Origin of the sequence: Bradyrhizobium centrosematis (assembly GCF_045571495.1) — a bacterium.
GTDB classification, from domain to species: Bacteria; Pseudomonadota; Alphaproteobacteria; order Rhizobiales; family Xanthobacteraceae; genus Bradyrhizobium; species Bradyrhizobium centrosematis.
The window spans coordinates 4,728,979-4,745,141 of sequence record NZ_CP120703.1 but is presented as its reverse complement, the minus strand read 5'-3'; the positions used below and the strand labels follow the sequence as shown (position 1 = coordinate 4,745,141).

The 16,163-nt window shown below is 63.3% G+C and carries 16 protein-coding genes; 9 read left to right on the top strand and 7 right to left on the bottom strand.

Going from position 1 to position 16,163, the window contains the following annotated elements:
• Window positions 1–6: 6 nt before the first annotated feature.
• A complete protein-coding gene (locus tag P6U31_RS22890; RefSeq protein ID WP_407184027.1) occupies window positions 7–219 on the bottom strand; it encodes a hypothetical protein in 213 nt (70 codons plus the stop codon).
• A 1,192-nt stretch (window positions 220–1,411) separates the two neighbouring features.
• Window positions 1,412–2,308, bottom strand: coding sequence for a LysR substrate-binding domain-containing protein (locus P6U31_RS22885; protein ID WP_407184026.1), 897 nt, complete (start codon window positions 2,306–2,308; stop codon window positions 1,412–1,414).
• A gap of 196 nt (window positions 2,309–2,504) precedes the next feature.
• On the opposite strand from P6U31_RS22885, the gene P6U31_RS22880 reads away from it, so the two are divergent.
• The 3 genes from P6U31_RS22880 to P6U31_RS22870 are packed head-to-tail and all read left to right on the top strand — an operon-like array spanning window position 2,505 to window position 5,239.
• Window positions 2,505–3,839, top strand: coding sequence for a C4-dicarboxylate transporter DctA (locus tag P6U31_RS22880; RefSeq protein WP_407184025.1), 1,335 nt, complete (start codon window positions 2,505–2,507; stop codon window positions 3,837–3,839).
• A gap of 25 nt (window positions 3,840–3,864) precedes the next feature.
• Complete coding sequence (locus P6U31_RS22875) at window positions 3,865–4,365, top strand: ureidoglycolate lyase (RefSeq protein WP_407184023.1); 501 nt, start codon at window positions 3,865–3,867, stop codon at window positions 4,363–4,365.
• Window positions 4,366–4,399: 34 nt separating this feature from the next.
• Complete coding sequence (locus tag P6U31_RS22870) at window positions 4,400–5,239, top strand: bifunctional allantoicase/(S)-ureidoglycine aminohydrolase (protein ID WP_407189917.1); 840 nt, start codon at window positions 4,400–4,402, stop codon at window positions 5,237–5,239.
• Between the two features lie 32 nt (window positions 5,240–5,271).
• On the opposite strand, the gene P6U31_RS22865 is transcribed toward P6U31_RS22870, so the two are convergent.
• From P6U31_RS22865 to P6U31_RS22845, 5 genes are all read right to left on the bottom strand, one after another.
• A complete protein-coding gene (locus P6U31_RS22865; RefSeq protein WP_407184022.1) occupies window positions 5,272–5,826 on the bottom strand; it encodes a TIGR02281 family clan AA aspartic protease in 555 nt (184 codons plus the stop codon).
• Between the two features lie 28 nt (window positions 5,827–5,854).
• Window positions 5,855–6,058: a DUF1289 domain-containing protein gene (locus P6U31_RS22860; protein WP_407184021.1), complete on the bottom strand. Its 204-nt coding sequence runs from the start codon at window positions 6,056–6,058 to the stop codon at window positions 5,855–5,857.
• A gap of 44 nt (window positions 6,059–6,102) precedes the next feature.
• Complete coding sequence (locus P6U31_RS22855) at window positions 6,103–7,698, bottom strand: sensor histidine kinase (RefSeq protein ID WP_407184019.1); 1,596 nt, start codon at window positions 7,696–7,698, stop codon at window positions 6,103–6,105.
• 137 nt (window positions 7,699–7,835) lie between these two features.
• Window positions 7,836–9,116, bottom strand: coding sequence for a sodium:proton antiporter NhaD (nhaD, locus tag P6U31_RS22850; RefSeq protein ID WP_407184017.1), 1,281 nt, complete (start codon window positions 9,114–9,116; stop codon window positions 7,836–7,838).
• 120 nt (window positions 9,117–9,236) lie between these two features.
• Window positions 9,237–10,109, bottom strand: coding sequence for an NAD(P)-dependent oxidoreductase (locus P6U31_RS22845; protein ID WP_407184016.1), 873 nt, complete (start codon window positions 10,107–10,109; stop codon window positions 9,237–9,239).
• Window positions 10,110–10,307: 198 nt separating this feature from the next.
• On the opposite strand from P6U31_RS22845, the gene P6U31_RS22840 reads away from it, so the two are divergent.
• The 6 genes from P6U31_RS22840 (at window position 10,308) to P6U31_RS22815 (ending at window position 16,139) form a co-directional block, all read left to right on the top strand.
• A complete protein-coding gene (locus P6U31_RS22840) occupies window positions 10,308–10,745 on the top strand; it encodes a VOC family protein (protein ID WP_407184014.1) in 438 nt (145 codons plus the stop codon).
• Window positions 10,746–10,873: 128 nt separating this feature from the next.
• Entirely contained in the window at window positions 10,874–12,010 is a 1,137-nt protein-coding gene (locus P6U31_RS22835) for an Mrp/NBP35 family ATP-binding protein (protein WP_407184013.1), read from the top strand.
• Window positions 12,011–12,226: 216 nt separating this feature from the next.
• On the top strand, window positions 12,227–13,315 hold the full coding sequence (locus P6U31_RS22830; RefSeq protein WP_407184012.1) for a TRAP transporter substrate-binding protein: 1,089 nt from the start codon (window positions 12,227–12,229) through the stop codon (window positions 13,313–13,315).
• A 167-nt stretch (window positions 13,316–13,482) separates the two neighbouring features.
• Window positions 13,483–14,571, top strand: a complete 1,089-nt coding sequence (locus P6U31_RS22825; protein ID WP_407184011.1) for a TRAP transporter substrate-binding protein — start codon at window positions 13,483–13,485, stop codon at window positions 14,569–14,571.
• 265 nt (window positions 14,572–14,836) lie between these two features.
• Complete coding sequence (locus P6U31_RS22820; RefSeq protein ID WP_407184010.1) at window positions 14,837–15,187, top strand: hypothetical protein; 351 nt, start codon at window positions 14,837–14,839, stop codon at window positions 15,185–15,187.
• A gap of 388 nt (window positions 15,188–15,575) precedes the next feature.
• The gene (locus P6U31_RS22815) at window positions 15,576–16,139 is read left to right on the top strand and encodes a MarR family winged helix-turn-helix transcriptional regulator (protein WP_407184009.1); all 564 of its coding nucleotides are present in this window, start codon (window positions 15,576–15,578) and stop codon (window positions 16,137–16,139) included.
• The last annotated feature ends 24 nt before the right edge of the window (window positions 16,140–16,163 follow it).

Below are 16,163 nucleotides of genomic sequence, written 5' to 3'. Positions count from 1 at the left end.
GGCCTGTCACGAAAACATCGAGGCGATCGTCTGTATATGGTCGGTCGCCGCGGCGACGAGATCGGCATAGCTGGTGTGGCCTTGGGCAGCCGCCTTGAGAATGCGCTCGGCGAGGAATGCCTTGGTTGATATCGTCACCAGGTCGGAAGGCACCTTGGACATTGCGTCCTCGAGGGCCGTCCTCATGGTGCACACGAGCTCAGGATCGAATTGCGGCATTGATACGGCTCCATCCATCGCGGTGTCCGGGGCCCCAAATCAGGCCGCCGGTGCGGGGGAAGTTTCGCTGGGCGAGCAGCAGAAGCAAGTCAACTGCATTTGAGCTCCGTGAAATCTTGGAAAGGTTGGTCTCGCGTCGAATTGAACCTGAAGTCGGCGCTGGAGCCGTTCAATTGGCCAAAGAGATCGGATGACCCGTCACCCGGACTGCCGAACCTTGCCTGTTTCGCCCCCTGTCAATCCGTTTCGCCGAAAATATTCCACTTTACCGAAATTCGGAAAGGGCGTATGTGTCGCCCATCCCGGTTCATCAAGAGGGGCGATCTTGAGTCGTCATTTTCGCGAGCCGGGCTTGCGGTGGACGCGGCAGCGTTGGCACGAGATGGGACGGGCGGGGCGGGTAGTCCCTGTGAGTCCGAAACCCGCGTGCAGACGAACGGCGCTGCTAGGCTTCGTCTCGCTGGTAAGTTTCCGGCTTCGTCGACAGGGCCGGGAAAACTGCGGCGACATGGCGGGCCGTGCGTACGGCAAAACCGTGTGGTCCTGGCCGTCGTTGCTACGGTCAAGCCGGATCGAAGATGTGCGCGAGCCCAACCGGGCAGACGGCATCATCCAATTCGAACGGCGAGGAGGCCAGAACGAACTCGGCTCCCGGGAGAGCACGGCATAAGCCGTCCGACCATCGCGCAGGGAAGGCCGAGTGTTCGGCACCACCTGTATGCTGCTGTGCGGTTCTTCCTGCGCGTGTCTTTTGCGCAGCAGACCGCGGGTGCCAGTCGGCACCCGGCCTTCCCTGCGCCCTCTTGACTTTCAGAGGACGAAGCGACGAAGCAAAGCTCGGGCGAGATGAGCCGCGAGAACGAGAAGGCGTGTCTGCAGCCACACAATAAGTGTCATCGCCCGACTTCATCGGTTGATCCAGTACTCCGAGATGGCCGTGGTTGAATCGAGAGGCCGCGGCGTACTGAATTCCCGGCTTTCCCGGGAATGCAAGCGGTACTTGGAGAACCACACGGCTGCCTCATACTCCGTCATTGCGACGAGCCGTTGCGACGAGGCAATCCAGAATCCATCCGCCGAAAAACTCTGGATTGCTTCGCTGCGCTCGCAATGACGATGTTGAGAGAGCACCTGCCATGACCTCGCTCTCGTGCCAACCACGTTACGCGGGCCAATAACGCCATCGCCAGTCCTAGCCCGGACCCTTCCGATGATTGAGGTAGCGAAGCGCCAGCTTGATGAAATTGTGCACCACCATCGACGTCTCTTCCTCTCTGAAGACCAGAAACACGTCGGCTGTCGGCGGCGACGGCCTGATCGGACGGAATACGATGTCGTCGGTCGTGAAGCGCGCAATCGACTGCGGCACGAGCGCCACGCCGAAACCTGCGGCGATCAAGCTTGGAATCGACTGGGCGTCGACGACCTGCTGGGACACCTTCGGCAGGAAGCCGGCATCGACACAGCACGACTGCACGTATCGTGCGAAATCGGAGCTATCCGGATCGAGGACGACATGATCCTCGGATGCGAGGTCACCGAGCGCGATGCGCTTGCGGCGCGCCAGCCGATGGGTGCGGGGCATTGCGAGGACGACCTCTTCTCGCCATGCGAGCTTGCTGGTCAGGCCGCGCTCGGCCGGAATGCCGCGAATGAGACAGATGTTGGTCGTGCGGCCGAGGAGCGCCGCGATCTGCAGCGCCGGGGCCTGCTCGTGCACCGTCATCTTGACCATTGGAGCGACCTGTCGATAGGCCGCGAGCAGCTCTGCGAGACGGCCGCGCAGAATCGAGCCAGTCGCTCCAACGTCAAGCGTTCCGATCAGGCCGGCTCCGATCGACCGAGCCTCGTCTTCGGCTGCCTTGACCTGTTGCAGGATCGCGCGTCCGCGCACCAGCATGGCCTCACCCGCCTGCGTCAGCTCGACCCGGCGGCTGGTCCTGTAGAGCAGCTGGGTTCCGAGCTCCGCCTCGAGGCTCTGAACATGCTGACTGAGCGGCGGCTGCGACAGGTTCAGCCGTCGGGCGGCGAGGGTGAAGCTGCGCTCCTCGGCAACCGCGATGAAGTACCGGAGCTGGCGGAGATCCATAGCGAGACCCTATCAATCGTGTCGTTCTATATATTGGACTTGATGTCGCACCTGGTCAACGAATGGACGGTGCAGCCTCCGTCCTGCCGCGACGACAGGCTGCGTCCGCGGCGATTGCACCTCGCCGCCAACGACAAGAATGGCGAAGGCTCCAGCCGACCAAGCCAGATGGAAGTCCCAGCGAGCGAGGAAGGCCATGCCCAAGATCTTCAAGTCACTCTTCTTCCAGGTCGTCGTCGCACTCGCCGTCGGCATTGCTGTCGGCATGGCCTATCCGGACACCGCATTACAGATGAAGCCGCTGGGTGACGGCTTCATCAAGCTCATCAAGATGCTGGTGCCGGTGATCGTGTTCTGCGTCGTCGTGCAGGGGATTTCGGCGGCCGGCGACCTTTCGAAGGTTGGAAGGGTCGGCATTCGCTCGCTTCTCTACTTCGAGATCGTCACCACCATTGCCTTGGTGTTTGGCCTCGCGCTCGCCTATTATTTCCAGCCTGGCACCGGAATGAACATCGACCCGAAGGCGTTGGACGCCAAGGCGCTCAGCGGGTTCAGCCAGACGGCGGCCCAAGTCGCCGGCGGCGGCGTCTCCGAATTCCTGATGAAGCTCATTCCCTCGACGCTGGTCGGCGCTTTCAGCTCCGGCGACGTCCTGCAGGTCCTGATCGTCTCGATCATGTTCGGATGTGCCGTGTCGCTGTGCGGCGAGCGCGCCAAGCCGGTCGTCGATTTCGTCGAGCGCGTGAACGAGATCACCTTCAAGATGATGAACTTCGTCGTCCGGCTCGCCCCGCTCGGGGTGTTCGGCGCGATCGCCTTCACCGTCGGCAAATACGGCATCGGTTCGCTCAAGCAGCTTGGTGGCCTCGTTGCCCTGTTCTATCTCGCTGTAGCTCTGTTCGTGATCGTCGTTCTCGGCGCGATCATGCGGCTGTCCGGCTTCAGCCTGTTCAAGTTGTTGGCCTACCTGCGCGAAGAGCTGATGATCGTCCTCGGCACGGCCGCCGGCGACAGCGTGCTGCCACAGACCATGCGAAAGCTCGAGCTGCTCGGGATCAAGCGATCGACCGTGGGTCTGGTGATCCCGACCGGATACTCGTTCAATCTGGATGCGTTCTCGATTTACTTGACCTTGGCGGCCGTCTTCATTGCACAGGCGACGAATACGCCGCTTGCGACGGGCGACCTCCTGGCGATCCTCGGCGTCGCGCTGCTCACCTCCAAAGGTGCCCATGGCGTGCCGGGCTCGGCCATCGTCGTTCTCGCCGCGACGCTGTCCGCCATTCCGGCCATTCCGGCGATCGGACTGGTGCTGATCCTGTCAGTGGACTGGTTCATTGGCATTGCCCGCGCGCTCGGCAATTATGTCGGAAACTGCGTTGCGGCAGTCGTGGTCGCCTCATGGGAGGGAGATCTCGATCACGCCAAGGCGCGTCGCATCCTGGACGGCGAGATTGACCCCTCAGCCGAGAATCTGCGGGTCGATCCAGCCGGCGCGGATGCTCCGGTCGCGGGCCTGCAGACCCTCTAGACGCGGGGAGTGCTTGAGGTTGGCGATGGTGACACTCTCGATCGAGCCCTTGACGAAGCAGGCGTTCGCCCCGTTCGGCGAGGTCGTCGAGACGCAAGGAAAGACGCCGCTGTCGATCAACCAGGGCTATGCCGCGCGCTACAACGAGCTCGCCACGATCGACGTCGCCGCGGAAGGCGGGCAGGTCAATATCAGCTGGTTCGTCGCCTCGGCACGCCCGGCACCGATCGCGATCAGCCTGATGGAGCGCCATCCGCTTGGCAGCCAGATGTTCATGCCCCTCAACGGAGCGGACTGGCTGGTCGTCGTCTGCACGGACCCCGCCATCTCCGCGAGCTATCGGGCGTTTGCGGCAAAAGGCCACCAGGGCGTGAATTATGCCCGAAACTGCTGGCATCATCCGCTCCTGGTTCTCCAGGACGCAAGCGCGTTCCTCGTCGTCGACCGCAAGGGGGATGGCGACAATCTCGAAGAATTCTGGCTGAGCGAGAAGATGCAGCTCGCTCTCCGGTCGGCCGCAGGCTGACACGCTCTATCGGTAACCTTCACGAGGCTTGATGATGTCATCGCGCAGCTATCACATACCGCAGGGCGGCCTTCCGCCTCAGACGGACCTGCTGAGCGGCCGCGCGGTCTTCACGAACGCCTACGCCGTCATCCCGAGCAGCGTACAGCGCGACATCGTCGTCAGTCACCTGCCGCACTGGGACGACACGCGGGTGTGGGTGTTGGCGCGGCCGCTCTCCGGCTTTGCAGAGACGTTCTCTCACTATCTCATGGAGATCGCGCCGGCCGGAGGCAGCGAGAGGCCGGAGCCGAACAGGGATGCCGAGGGGGCGTTGTTCGTCGTGGGCGGCCGGCTCAGTCTCGCTTTGGCCGATCAAGAATTCGAGCTGAGGCCCGGCAGCTTCGCTTACGTCCCGCCTGGCTGCGCCTGGAGCATTCGCAACCGCGGCCCGGCTGCGGCGCAGGTTCACTGGATCCGCAAGCTGTACCAGCGCATGCCGGGGCTGGCCGAGCCCGAGGCAATCGTGGTCAACGAAGATTCGCTCGACCCTGTACCGATGCCGGGCACGGAAGGCAGATGGGCAACCACCCGCTTCATCGATCCGGCCGACATGCGCCATGACATGCACATCAATATCGTGACGTTCGAGCCGGGTGCGACGATTCCCTTTGCGGAGACGCACGTCATGGAGCACGGCTTGTACGTGCTCGAGGGCAAGGCGGTTTACCGTCTCAATCGGGACTGGGTCGAGGTCGAAGCCGGAGACTATATGTGGCTGCGTGCCTTCTGCCCGCAGGCCTGCTACGCAGGAGGCCCCGGCCGGTTTCGCTACCTTCTCTACAAGGACGTCAACCGGCACATGAACCTGCGGCAGGGCCCCCCGCTGGTCTAGCCTGCACCGTGCTGCCGCAGTTCCGCCGCGAGCTAATCGATCGCGGTGCGCGAGCGTCGGTGGCTGCTCTGAAGCTCGGGATAGCCGGTCAGCATCAGCTTGTCGGCGCGCACGCCCCAGCTCTCCAGGCGATCGAGGAAGCTCATGCCGAGCAGGTTGGTCTTCATCTGTCCGCGCTGGACGACGAGGGCCGGCACCGATTTCTCGACGAGATGGCCGACGGAGAGACGGTCGAGCGTGAGACGGGCCGCCTTGGTATGGCCCCCCGCGGTTTCGAGGTCGACATCGTATTCGAGCATCTCAATCGGCAACCCGATGGCTTTCGCTGTTTCCCAGGTCAGCACCACCGAGGTCGCACCCGTATCGATCACCATCGGAGCCGCGACACCGTTGATCTTCGCACGCAGTGCGAATTCGCCGCCTTGGCCGCGCGGGATCTGCACGGCGGGGGCAGGCGCCACCGTCTGCGCGCGGAAGATATGCGAGACCTTGTGGCCGGCGCGCGCGATTTGTTCGGGATCGCCATAGGCGACGACCGCGCCTGCCGTGCCGGCGAGCATGACGAGAACGAGCAGGAAGCGGATCATCGCGCGCCTCCCAAGGCGCGCAGGCCGGTCAGCTGCGCTTCGGCGATGGCCCGATCGGCGCCAATCCGGCTTCGGTCATGCGTGCCGGCAACAGGGCCATGAGCGCGAGCCGTTCCGCGCTGTCCATGGCGTGCCAGCGCGCGATTTCGGGCAAGGTCCGGCCGCAGCCGAAGCACAGCTTGGTCCTGGGATCGATCATGCAGACGGCGACGCACGGGGTTTCTTTGCTCATTCGGACATAGTGGGGGATTGTCGGGCATGTCTGCAAGCATCTGGTTAGGAGCCCGTGCCTGCGCTCATGATCGGCTTATGGCGCGGCCGGCGCTTCTCGTCGGGCAGTACGGAACTCTCCGGCTGGAGCGGTGGAGAATCATCTGACAGCGGCGCAAGCGCGCTCATCACGCGCTCCGGCGGGAAGGTGACGATCACCTCGGTGCCGATGCGCAGCTTCGATTTCAGCGTGAACGTGCCGCCATGCAGGTCGATCAGATTCTTGGCGATCGGCAGGCCGAGACCGGCGCCCTGTTCGGCCGACTTGATCGAGTTGGACCCCTGGCCGAACGAGGCGAGCACGACCGGGATCTCGTCCTCGGGAATGCCGGAGCCGGTATCCTTCACCGAAAGATATTGCCCGCCCGAAGCGGTCCAGCCGGCCTTGAGCCAGATCTCGCCGCCCTGCGGGGTGAACTTGATCGAGTTGGAGATCAGGTTGAGCACGACCTGACGGATCGCGCGCTCGTCGGCCCAGAGCCGCGGCATGGCCTGCTCGAACACTTCGTGGATGGTGATGCCGCGACTGGAGGCACGCAGCTTCATCAGATGATGGCAGTCGGCGACGATGCCGACCAGCGATACCGCTTCCTCGTTCAGCTCGTAGCGGCCGGCCTCGATCCGCGACAGGTCGAGGATCTCGTTGATCAGGTTGAGGAGGTGAACGCCGGAATTATGGATGTCGGCGGAATATTCCTTATACACGGGCACGGCATGTGCGCCGAAGATCTCGCTCTTCATCACCTCGGAGAAGCCGAGGATCGCATTCAGCGGCGTGCGCAGCTCGTGACTCATCTGCGCGAGGAAGCGCGACTTGGCGACGTTGGCGGATTCGGCGCGGTGGCGGGCCTCGTCCGAGATCGCCTTGGCCTGTTCGAGCTCGCCGATCAGCGCATCCTTTTCGGCGCGCGCCTCCAGCGTGGCGAAGGTGGAGGAATGCAGACGATGCGCCAGCAGCACGAAATAGCCTTCAGCGGCAAGCGCGAGCGCGGCCAGGATGTAATTGTCCAGCGAGCCCGTTATCGCAAAGCTCAGCGCCATGGCGACCGCGACCGGCGCGGTGGCGGCAAGGGCTGCGATCGGCAGGTTGGCGGCAAGCATGCTCGATACTGCGATCACCAGCAGCATCAGGAACATCATCAGCGTTTCCGTGACCATGTCGAGCACGGGATGGATCAGGATCGCCATCCAGCACAAGCCGTAGAGCAGGTCGAGCACGACGAAGCGTGTCCGCCATGTCCGGGTCGCCGTGGGTGAGGCGGGCTCGGCGAGGAAGCGCCGGCAACTGCGGATCATGGCGCCGTGGATGCAGAGCATGCCGGCGGTCCAGGCGGCGGCCGGAATCGGCTGCATCCACAGGCCGAACAGCACGCCAGTCGCCACCACCAGCAGCATCACGACATAGGAAGCCGACAGCCGCGTCTGGGCATATTGGCGCAGCATCTCGGCGTCGAAGGCCGGCCGGGTTCCGCTGGTCGACGTTAACTTGTCGCGCGCCTCGCGCACCCGCTGCGCCGCAGCCCTTCGGCTGCTCGCCGATGGAGCGCTCACCGGCTCGGCCGGAAGCTGCACAACCTCAGGCTTTTCAGCGGGGTTACTCATCAAGCAACACGATTCCTGCCCGCGCCGGACGCGGGCCTTCTGCATTGTCTATCTCTGGCAAGAAATCCTTAAGAGGTGACTTAAGGAGCTAAAGAATTACGTTAACCCGGCGTTAATTTGGACCTCGCCGGTTCCGTTCAATGCAGCGCGGCGTGCTGGGCGATGTAGACCATCGCTCCCGCCAGATAGCCCACAAGCGCGGGCCCCGCGATGCGGCGGGCGTACCAGAAGAACTCGATCTTCTCGAGACCCATGGCGGCGACGCCAGCAGCCGAGCCGATGATCAGGATCGAGCCGCCGGTGCCGGCGCAATAGGCGATGAACTCCCAGATGAAGCTGTCCGGCGGGTACTGCACCAGATTGTACATGCCCATCGTGGCCGCGACGAGCGGCACGTTGTCAATGATGGCGCTGAGGAGGCCGAGCAGGATGACGATGATATCGAGGCGACCGACCGTCGCGTCGAGCCATTTCGCCAGCAGCTCGAGGACGCGGGCGTGCTCCAGGCATGCGACGGCCATGAGGATGCCGACGAAGAACACGATCGAGCTCATGTCGATGCGCGTCAGCGCATGGACGAGGGTGAGGGGGCGGCGCACATCCTCGTCCTTGTGGCGGTGGACGATCTCGCCGACCAGCCAGAGGATGCCCAGCCCGAACAGGATACCCATGAAGGGCGCAAGGTGGGTCACGGCCTTGAAGACCGGAACGGCGACCAAGGTGCCGAGGCCGAGATAGAACATCAAATTCCGCTCGAACAGCTCGACCCTGAGAGCCTTCGCTTGTTGCTGCAGCGGGGGCACGATCTCCTTGCCCTTGAGCGAATAGCCGATGATGAGCAGCGGTATCAGCAGGTTGAGCAGTGACGGCAGGAACACCGACTTCATGATGCTGACGGGAGTGATCTGACCTCCGATCCAGAGCATGGTCGTGGTGACGTCGCCGATCACGGTCCAGGCGCCGCCGGCGTTGGCGGCGATGACGATGATGGACGCAAACAGCAGGCGATCGCTCTTGTTGCCGATCAGCTTCTGGATCAGCGAGATCATCACGATGGTGGTGGTCAGATTGTCGAGGATCGCGCTCAGGAAGAACGTCACGAAGCCGATGATCCACATCAAGGTGGTCTGCTTCGTGGTGCGGATGATCGAGGTGATGACTTCGAAGCCGTTGTGGGCGTCGATCACCTCGACGATCGTCATGGCGCCGATCAGGAAGAAGACGATCTGCGCGGTCGAGGCGACGGATTCGTCGAGCTGGTGGCTGACGAGCGAGGCATCGCCCACGGACAACGCGTAGATGGTCCAGAGCAGGCCCGCTCCCAGCAAGGCCGAGGCGCTCTTGTTGACGCCGAGCGGATGTTCAAGCGCGATGGCAGCATACGCAACGATGAAAACGGCGGCTATCACGCTCAGCAAGTCAGTCCCCCCGGAATTCGTTCTTCGACTCAATGCGCTTGTCAGGCCTTGAGGCGGCGCCGGCGCAGCGTCAAGGCCGGTGACGGTCGCCGCTGCCCGGCAGCGACCGCCTCGCGCTCCTCAGCGTTGCAGCCGCGCGAGCAGGCTCGACGTGTCCCAGCGCTTGCCGCCCATCTTCTCGACCTCGGAATAGAATTGATCGACCAGCGCGGTGACGGGCAGGTTGGCGCCGTTGCGGCGGGCTTCAGCCAGCGCGATCGAGAGGTCCTTGCGCATCCATTCGACCGCGAAGCCGAAATCGTACTTGCCCTCGTTCATGGTCTTGTAGCGATTCTCCATCTGCCAGGACTGCGCGGCCCCTTTCGAGATGGTCTCGATCACCGCGGCGACGTCGAGGCCGCTCTTCTTGGCGAAATGGATGCCCTCGGACAGACCCTGCACCAGACCGGCGATGCAGATCTGGTTGACCATCTTGGTCAGCTGGCCGCTTCCGGCGGGGCCGAGCAGCTTGCACATCCGCGCATAGGCGCCGGTGATGATCGGCTCGGCGCCGGAATAGGCATCCTGCGTCCCGCCGCACATCACCGTCAGAACGCCGTTCTCGGCGCCGGCCTGGCCGCCGGAGACCGGCGCATCGACGAACTTGAAGCCGGCCTTGGTGGCGGCTGCGTCCAGCTCACGGGCGACCTCGGCGGAGGCGGTGGTGTGGTCGACGAAGGTCGCGCCCTTCTTCATGCCGGCGAAGGCCCCGTCCGCGCCGATCGTGACCGCGCGCAGATCGTTGTCGTTGCCGACGCAGCACATCACGAAATCCTGGCCTTCGGCGGCGGCCTTCGGGGTCGGTGCGGTCTTGCCGCCGAACTTGTCGGCCCATTCCTTCGCCTTGGCCGCGGTGCGGTTGTAGACGGTGACCTCATGGCCCCCTTTTTTCACGAGGTGTCCGGCCATGGGGAAGCCCATGACGCCGAGACCGAGGAAAGCGACTTTAGCCATGTGTGGTACCTTGTCCGTAGTTTTTGAGTTTTACGGTTGTAGCCGGGCGGGGGCGCCGGGCGGCGTCCTCGAAGTTCCGCTGCGAGGGCGGACCGGAGGGGCACCATAAACCGTTAAGCCGGGAGGGCAACGGCTTCGTTTGGCGGCCCCCTGTGCTAGGATGGCGAACCTAAGGACTTCGAAAAAGGGAGCGAAAGCATGGGTGGCGTGAGCGTTGGCGTCCTCGATCATTTCAACATCCGGACCCGGAATCTGGCCGAGACCGTCCGCTTCTATGAAGACGTGCTGGGCCTGGAAAAAGGTGCCCGGCCGAATTTCGCCTTCCCCGGCGCCTGGATGTACAGCGAGGGCAAGGCGGTGGTGCATCTCGTCGATATTTCTGCCACGGCCGAGGCACAAAAGCCGGATTCCGGCGTCGTCCATCATGTCGCCTTCGTCAGTCGCGGTTTCGACGGCATGAAGCAGCGGCTGGCGTCCAAGGGGATGAAGTTCGACTCCCGCCAGGTGCCCGGCGGCGAGCTCTGGCAGATCTTCGTTCACGACCCCAACGGCGTCATGATCGAGCTGAATTACGAGGCCGCCAGGGAGCAGGGGGCCGCGCCCGCCGAGATGGCTGACGATATCGGCAGGCAGTAGCCTTTTGGGCGTTTCCGCTCTAATGGGGCATCCTAAAGTCTCGAGCCTGACCTTGCCGAAGAGCCGCTCCACGCCTTGCGCGGCGCGGCCCGCCGGGTCCGGATCAGGCTCCGTTCAGGAGATGCACTTTGAGCGTGACGCAGCAACAGGTTCTCGACAGCCTCGCCAGGATCAAGTCACCCCGCGGGGTCGCGCTCACCAATGCCAATGTGCTGAGTGCGATCAGCGCGTCGGACGGCAAGGTGTTCTTCTCGATCAATGTCGATGCCGCCGAGGCCAGGGCCTGGGAATCCATCCGGGCCGAGGCCGAGGCCGCGGTGCGCACCATTCCCGGCGTCACCACCGTCATGGTGGCGCTGACCGCCGAGCGCAAGCCGGGCTCCGCGCCACCGCCGCCTCCGCAGCCGAGCCGCGGCGCGCCGGGCGTGCAGCCGGTCCACGCCCACAAGCCGCCACAGGGCGGTGGATCCCCCATGGCGCGGCAGTCGGAGATCCCGGGCATCGCCGCCGTGATCGCGGTCGCCTCCGGCAAGGGAGGCGTCGGCAAGTCGACCACCGCGCTCAACCTGGCGCTGGGCCTGCGCGACCTCGGCCTCAAGGTCGGGTTGCTCGATGCCGACATCTACGGCCCCTCGGTGCCGCGCCTGACGGGCCTGCGCGACAAGCCGGAGCTGAACGACGAGCGCAAGATGATTCCGCTCCGGCGCTTCGGCCTCGCCATCATGTCGATCGGCTTCCTGGTCGAAGAGGAGACCGCGATGATCTGGCGCGGCCCCATGGTGATGTCGGCGGTGACGCAGATGCTCCGCGATGTCGAATGGGGCAAGCTCGATGTGCTGGTCGTCGACATGCCGCCGGGCACCGGCGATGCCCAGCTCACCCTGGCGCAGAACGTGCCGCTCAAGGGTGCGGTGATCGTCTCGACGCCGCAGGACCTGTCCCTGATCGATGCGCGGCGGGGCCTTGCCATGTTCAAGAAGGTCAACGTGCCCGTGCTCGGCATCGTCGAGAACATGAGCTATTTCCAGTGCCCGCATTGCGGCACGCGCTCGGACATTTTCGGCCATGGCGGCGCCCGGCACGAGGCCGAGAAGCTCGGAGTGCCGTTCCTCGGCGAGATCCCGCTGCACATGGCGATTCGCGCCACCTCGGATGCCGGCAATCCCGTCGTCGACAGCGAGCCCGACGGTCCTCATGCGGCGATCTACCGCGCCATTGCAGGGCAGGTTCGGGACCAGCTCAAGGGGGTCATCGCGGCGGCCTGAGGCCACCCGCGGCACGCCTGCTCGTTATTGGAGGGACATGCGACTTTCGTAGAGCCCCATCATGCCATTGTCGCGTTCCGAAACCGGGCCTTCCGTGTTAAAGGCCCAGCGCAGTCAAGCCCCTTCGGTTCGACGCGCCCCTGGCGCGTTTCCGGAATCAGCGGCGGCACAAAGAGAAGTTTAAGGGGAAACGCCCCAGCAAGGAGAGACCTGAAGATGAAGCGTCGTGATTTTCTGAAAGTGTCGGCAGCAGGCGCGGCGGCGACCGCAGTGGCCTCGCCGGCGATCGCGCAGTCCTCGCCCGAGATCAAGTGGCGCCTGACTTCGAGCTTCCCGAAGTCGCTGGACACCATCTATGGCGGCGCCGAGCAGCTGGCGAAATACGTCGCCGAGATGACCGACAACAGATTCCAGATCCAGGTGTTCGCCGGCGGCGAGATCGTTCCGGCTCTCCAGGCGCTCGATGCCACCTCCAACGGCACCGTCGAGATGTGCCACACTGTCTCGTACTACTATGTCGGCAAGGACCCGACCTGGGCGATCTATGCCTCGGTGCCGTTCGGCCTCAACGCGCGGCAGCAGAACTCCTGGTGGTATCAGGGCGGCGGCATGGAGCTCGGCAACGAGTTCTTCAAGAAGTCGAACGTGATCGGCTTCCCCTGCGGCAATACCGGCACCCAGATGGGCGGCTGGTTCCGCAAGGAGATCAAGACCGTCGCCGACCTCTCCGGCCTCAAGATGCGCATCGGCGGCATCGCCGGTCAGGTGCTTCAGAAGGTCGGCGTGGTGCCGCAGCAGCTCGCCGGCGGCGACATCTATCCGGCACTGGAAAAGGGCACCATCGACGCCGCCGAGTGGGTCGGTCCCTACGATGACGAGAAGCTCGGCTTCGCCAAGGTCGCCAAGTACTACTACTACCCGGGCTTCTGGGAAGGTGGTCCGACCGTCCACGCCTTCGCCAATCTGGAGAAGTGGAATTCGCTGCCGAAGAGCTATCAGGCGATCCTCACCAACGCGACGGCCAACGCCAACACCTGGATGGCCGCGCGCTACGACCTCCAGAACCCGGCGGCACTGAAGCGCCTGGTTGCCGGCGGCACCCAGCTTCGTCCCTTCACCAACGAGGTGCTGGAAGCCTGCCTCAAGGCGACCAACGAGCTGTGGGCGGATATCTCGGCCAAGAACGCCGACTTCAAGAAGTCGATCGATGCGATGCAGGCCTACCGCTCCGACGAATATCTGTGGTGGCAGGTTGCCGAATATACCTACGACAGCTTCATGATCCGCTCGCGCACGCGCGGCTGATCGCCTAGTCTTAAAGTCGCAAGACCGGAAAGCCCGGCCTCCGTGGAGGTCGGGCTTTTTCTTTGCCGCAGTGCGATCGGGATGGAATTAGGCCGCAGCTTGCGTCATGCTGGTGCCAAGCCTCGGCAAGAAGGCTCACAATCACTGGTACATCAGGGCAGGAAATCATGAAGAGAAGAGACTTCATCAAGGTCACCGGACTTGGTGCGGCCGGCGCCGCTACGCTCGCGGCTCCCGCGATCGCGCAGTCGATGCCGGAAATCAAATGGCGCATGCCGACGAGCTGGCCGAAATCGCTCGATACGCTGTTTGGCGGCGCCGAGATGATGTGCAAGATGGTCGCGGAGGCGACCGACAACAAATTCCAGATCCAGATCTTCGCCGCAGGCGAGATCGTGCCGGGGCTTCAGGTGCTCGACGCCGTGCAGAACGGCACCTGCGAGATCGGTCACACCGCCTCATATTATTATTTCGGCAAGGACCCGACCTTCACCTTCGGTTCGGCCGTGCCGTTCGGCCCCAACATGCGCATCAACCAGGCCTGGTACATGCAGGGCGGCGGCCGCGACGTGCTCAACGAGTTCTACAAGGGCTACAACGTCGTCTCGCTGCTCGCGGGCAACACCGGCTGCCAGATGGGCGGCTGGTTCAGGAAGGAGGTCAATACGCCCGACGATCTCAAGGGCATGAAATTCCGCATCGGCGGTTTCGCCGGCCGCGTGCTCCAGAAGCTCGGCGTGGTGCCGCAGCAGCTCGCCGGCGGCGATATCTATCCGGCGCTGGAGAAGGGCACCATCGACGCCGCCGAATGGGTCGGCCCCTATGACGACGAGAAGCTCGGCTTCTACAAGATCGCGCCGCACTACTACTATCCCGGCTGGTGGGAAGGCGGGCCGATGCTGCTCGCCTTCGTCAACCTCGACAAGTGGAACGCGCTGCCGAAATATTACCAGAGCGTGCTGGAGCAGGCCGGCCACTACGCCAACAACTACATGATGGCGCGCTACGACACCGCCAATCCGCTGGCGCTGAAGAAGCTGCTCGCGGGCGGCACCAAGCTGCACCCGTTCTCGCCGTCGATCATGGATGCCTGCCACAAGGCGGCCAAGGAGCTGCACGCCGAGGTCGCTGCGACCAACCCGAGCTTCAAGAAGGTGCACGACTCGCTCACCAAGTTCACCAGCGACGGCTACGCCTGGTTCCAGGTCGCCGAGGTCGGCTACGACATCTTCATGGCACGGCGCTCGCAGAGCTGACCGCGTCGGCTTTCGCAGCCCGCGCCCCGGAGCGGAAGCTCCGGGGCGTTGTCGCATCTGGAAGGGCCAGGACCTAAAAAAGCGAAAAACAACCCCATGCACAGTAGCCAACGGGTTGATAAGTCAGCGAAGAATCTGCGGTCCCCACCGGCACTGGCGGAGAGCCGGAGCAGTGCTGTAGTTGACCTGTCGGGCAAAACAGGCGTAGGACGCAATCATGGGATTATTCGAAATCAGGTGCGTCGATGCCTGGCTGGAGATGACGATGAGCTTCGATCCCGAAGGCGTACAAAGATCGCTCCAGAAGGCATGGTCGCTGTCGACCGCAAGCCAATGGACCGCCAGCAATCCGGCGGCCGGACAATGCAACGTCACGTCGCTACTTATTCATGAACTGTTCGGCGGCGAGCTGTTGAAGACGCCGCTGCCGGCCGGCGATCATTTCTATAATCGGATCGAAGGCAAAAGATACGACTTCACGGCAAGCCAGTTCGATCGACCGATCGCCTATGTGGATTTGCCGGCCAGCCGGGCCGAGGCGGAGCTGGGAGCAACACGCGATCAACTGGCCGCACTGAGAGTCTCGTTTCAGGAGGATCCGACGAGGCCGGGCTAAGATCGATGGCCGACGTGACCGCCGCTTGGTGGCATCCATCTTGGGCAATCAGATCGCGAGCAATCGTCTCTTGCCAGTGCCGCAAGGCCGCCGAGCACAACGAGTGCCGTTACCTCAGAGGGCGATATCGTTGAGGCGCGCAGAGGTTGCGTGTCGGCAATCTTGGCGCGAGCGTATCACGTAGTTTTTCGGTGTTCCTTTTACGGAACGATCAGGCTATCGGAATTCGGCAATCGGGCTGAAGCCGCGGCATCGTTACGGCCAAGCAGGCTTCACGGTACGGTATACCGGACTCAACCAATCCCGACGGAATCCAGCTTTCATCAGATACGGCGGCACTCGTTCTTGATCGAGGGCCGGGGAGACCGTTTCCTTCGGGGACTTGTCAATGAGAATGGCGAGCGAAATCGTGCACCTTCTTGTGCAGTCGGCCGGCACGTGGCTTTTTGAAGGTCATCGTTCGGGACTGAGCGATCGCGAATGGATGGCTTTGCGCTTTCTCGCCCTTGCAAACAGATTTTCCAAGACGCCGACCGCTCTGGCGGGCTTTCTGGGGACCACCCGCGGCGTCGCGTCCCAGATTGCCGGCGTTCTCCTGGAGAAGGGATTGGTGGTTCGTAAGCCTTCTGCGGAGGATAAGCGCTCGATTACGCTATGTGTCACGCGTGAGGGAGAGCAGTTCCTGCAGAGCGATCCGATCAACGTCCTGCGGGATCAGCTCATGACACTCGATGGCTCCGATCGATCACGGCTGCGTGATACACTTCGTCGCGTCTTGGTCGGGCTCGATGTTGCCGAGCGCCGTCATCATACCGACGTTTGCAGTCAATGCATGTTTCTTATCGAGAGTGGGGCGGACCAAGACCGTCAGTTCAAGTGCCGGCTTTTTCGGAAATCCATAGCGCAGAATGAGACAACCTTGCTCTGCACCCATTTTGAGGCGCGGAGCTAGGGAGCTCAGCCGCCTCGCGCTGGA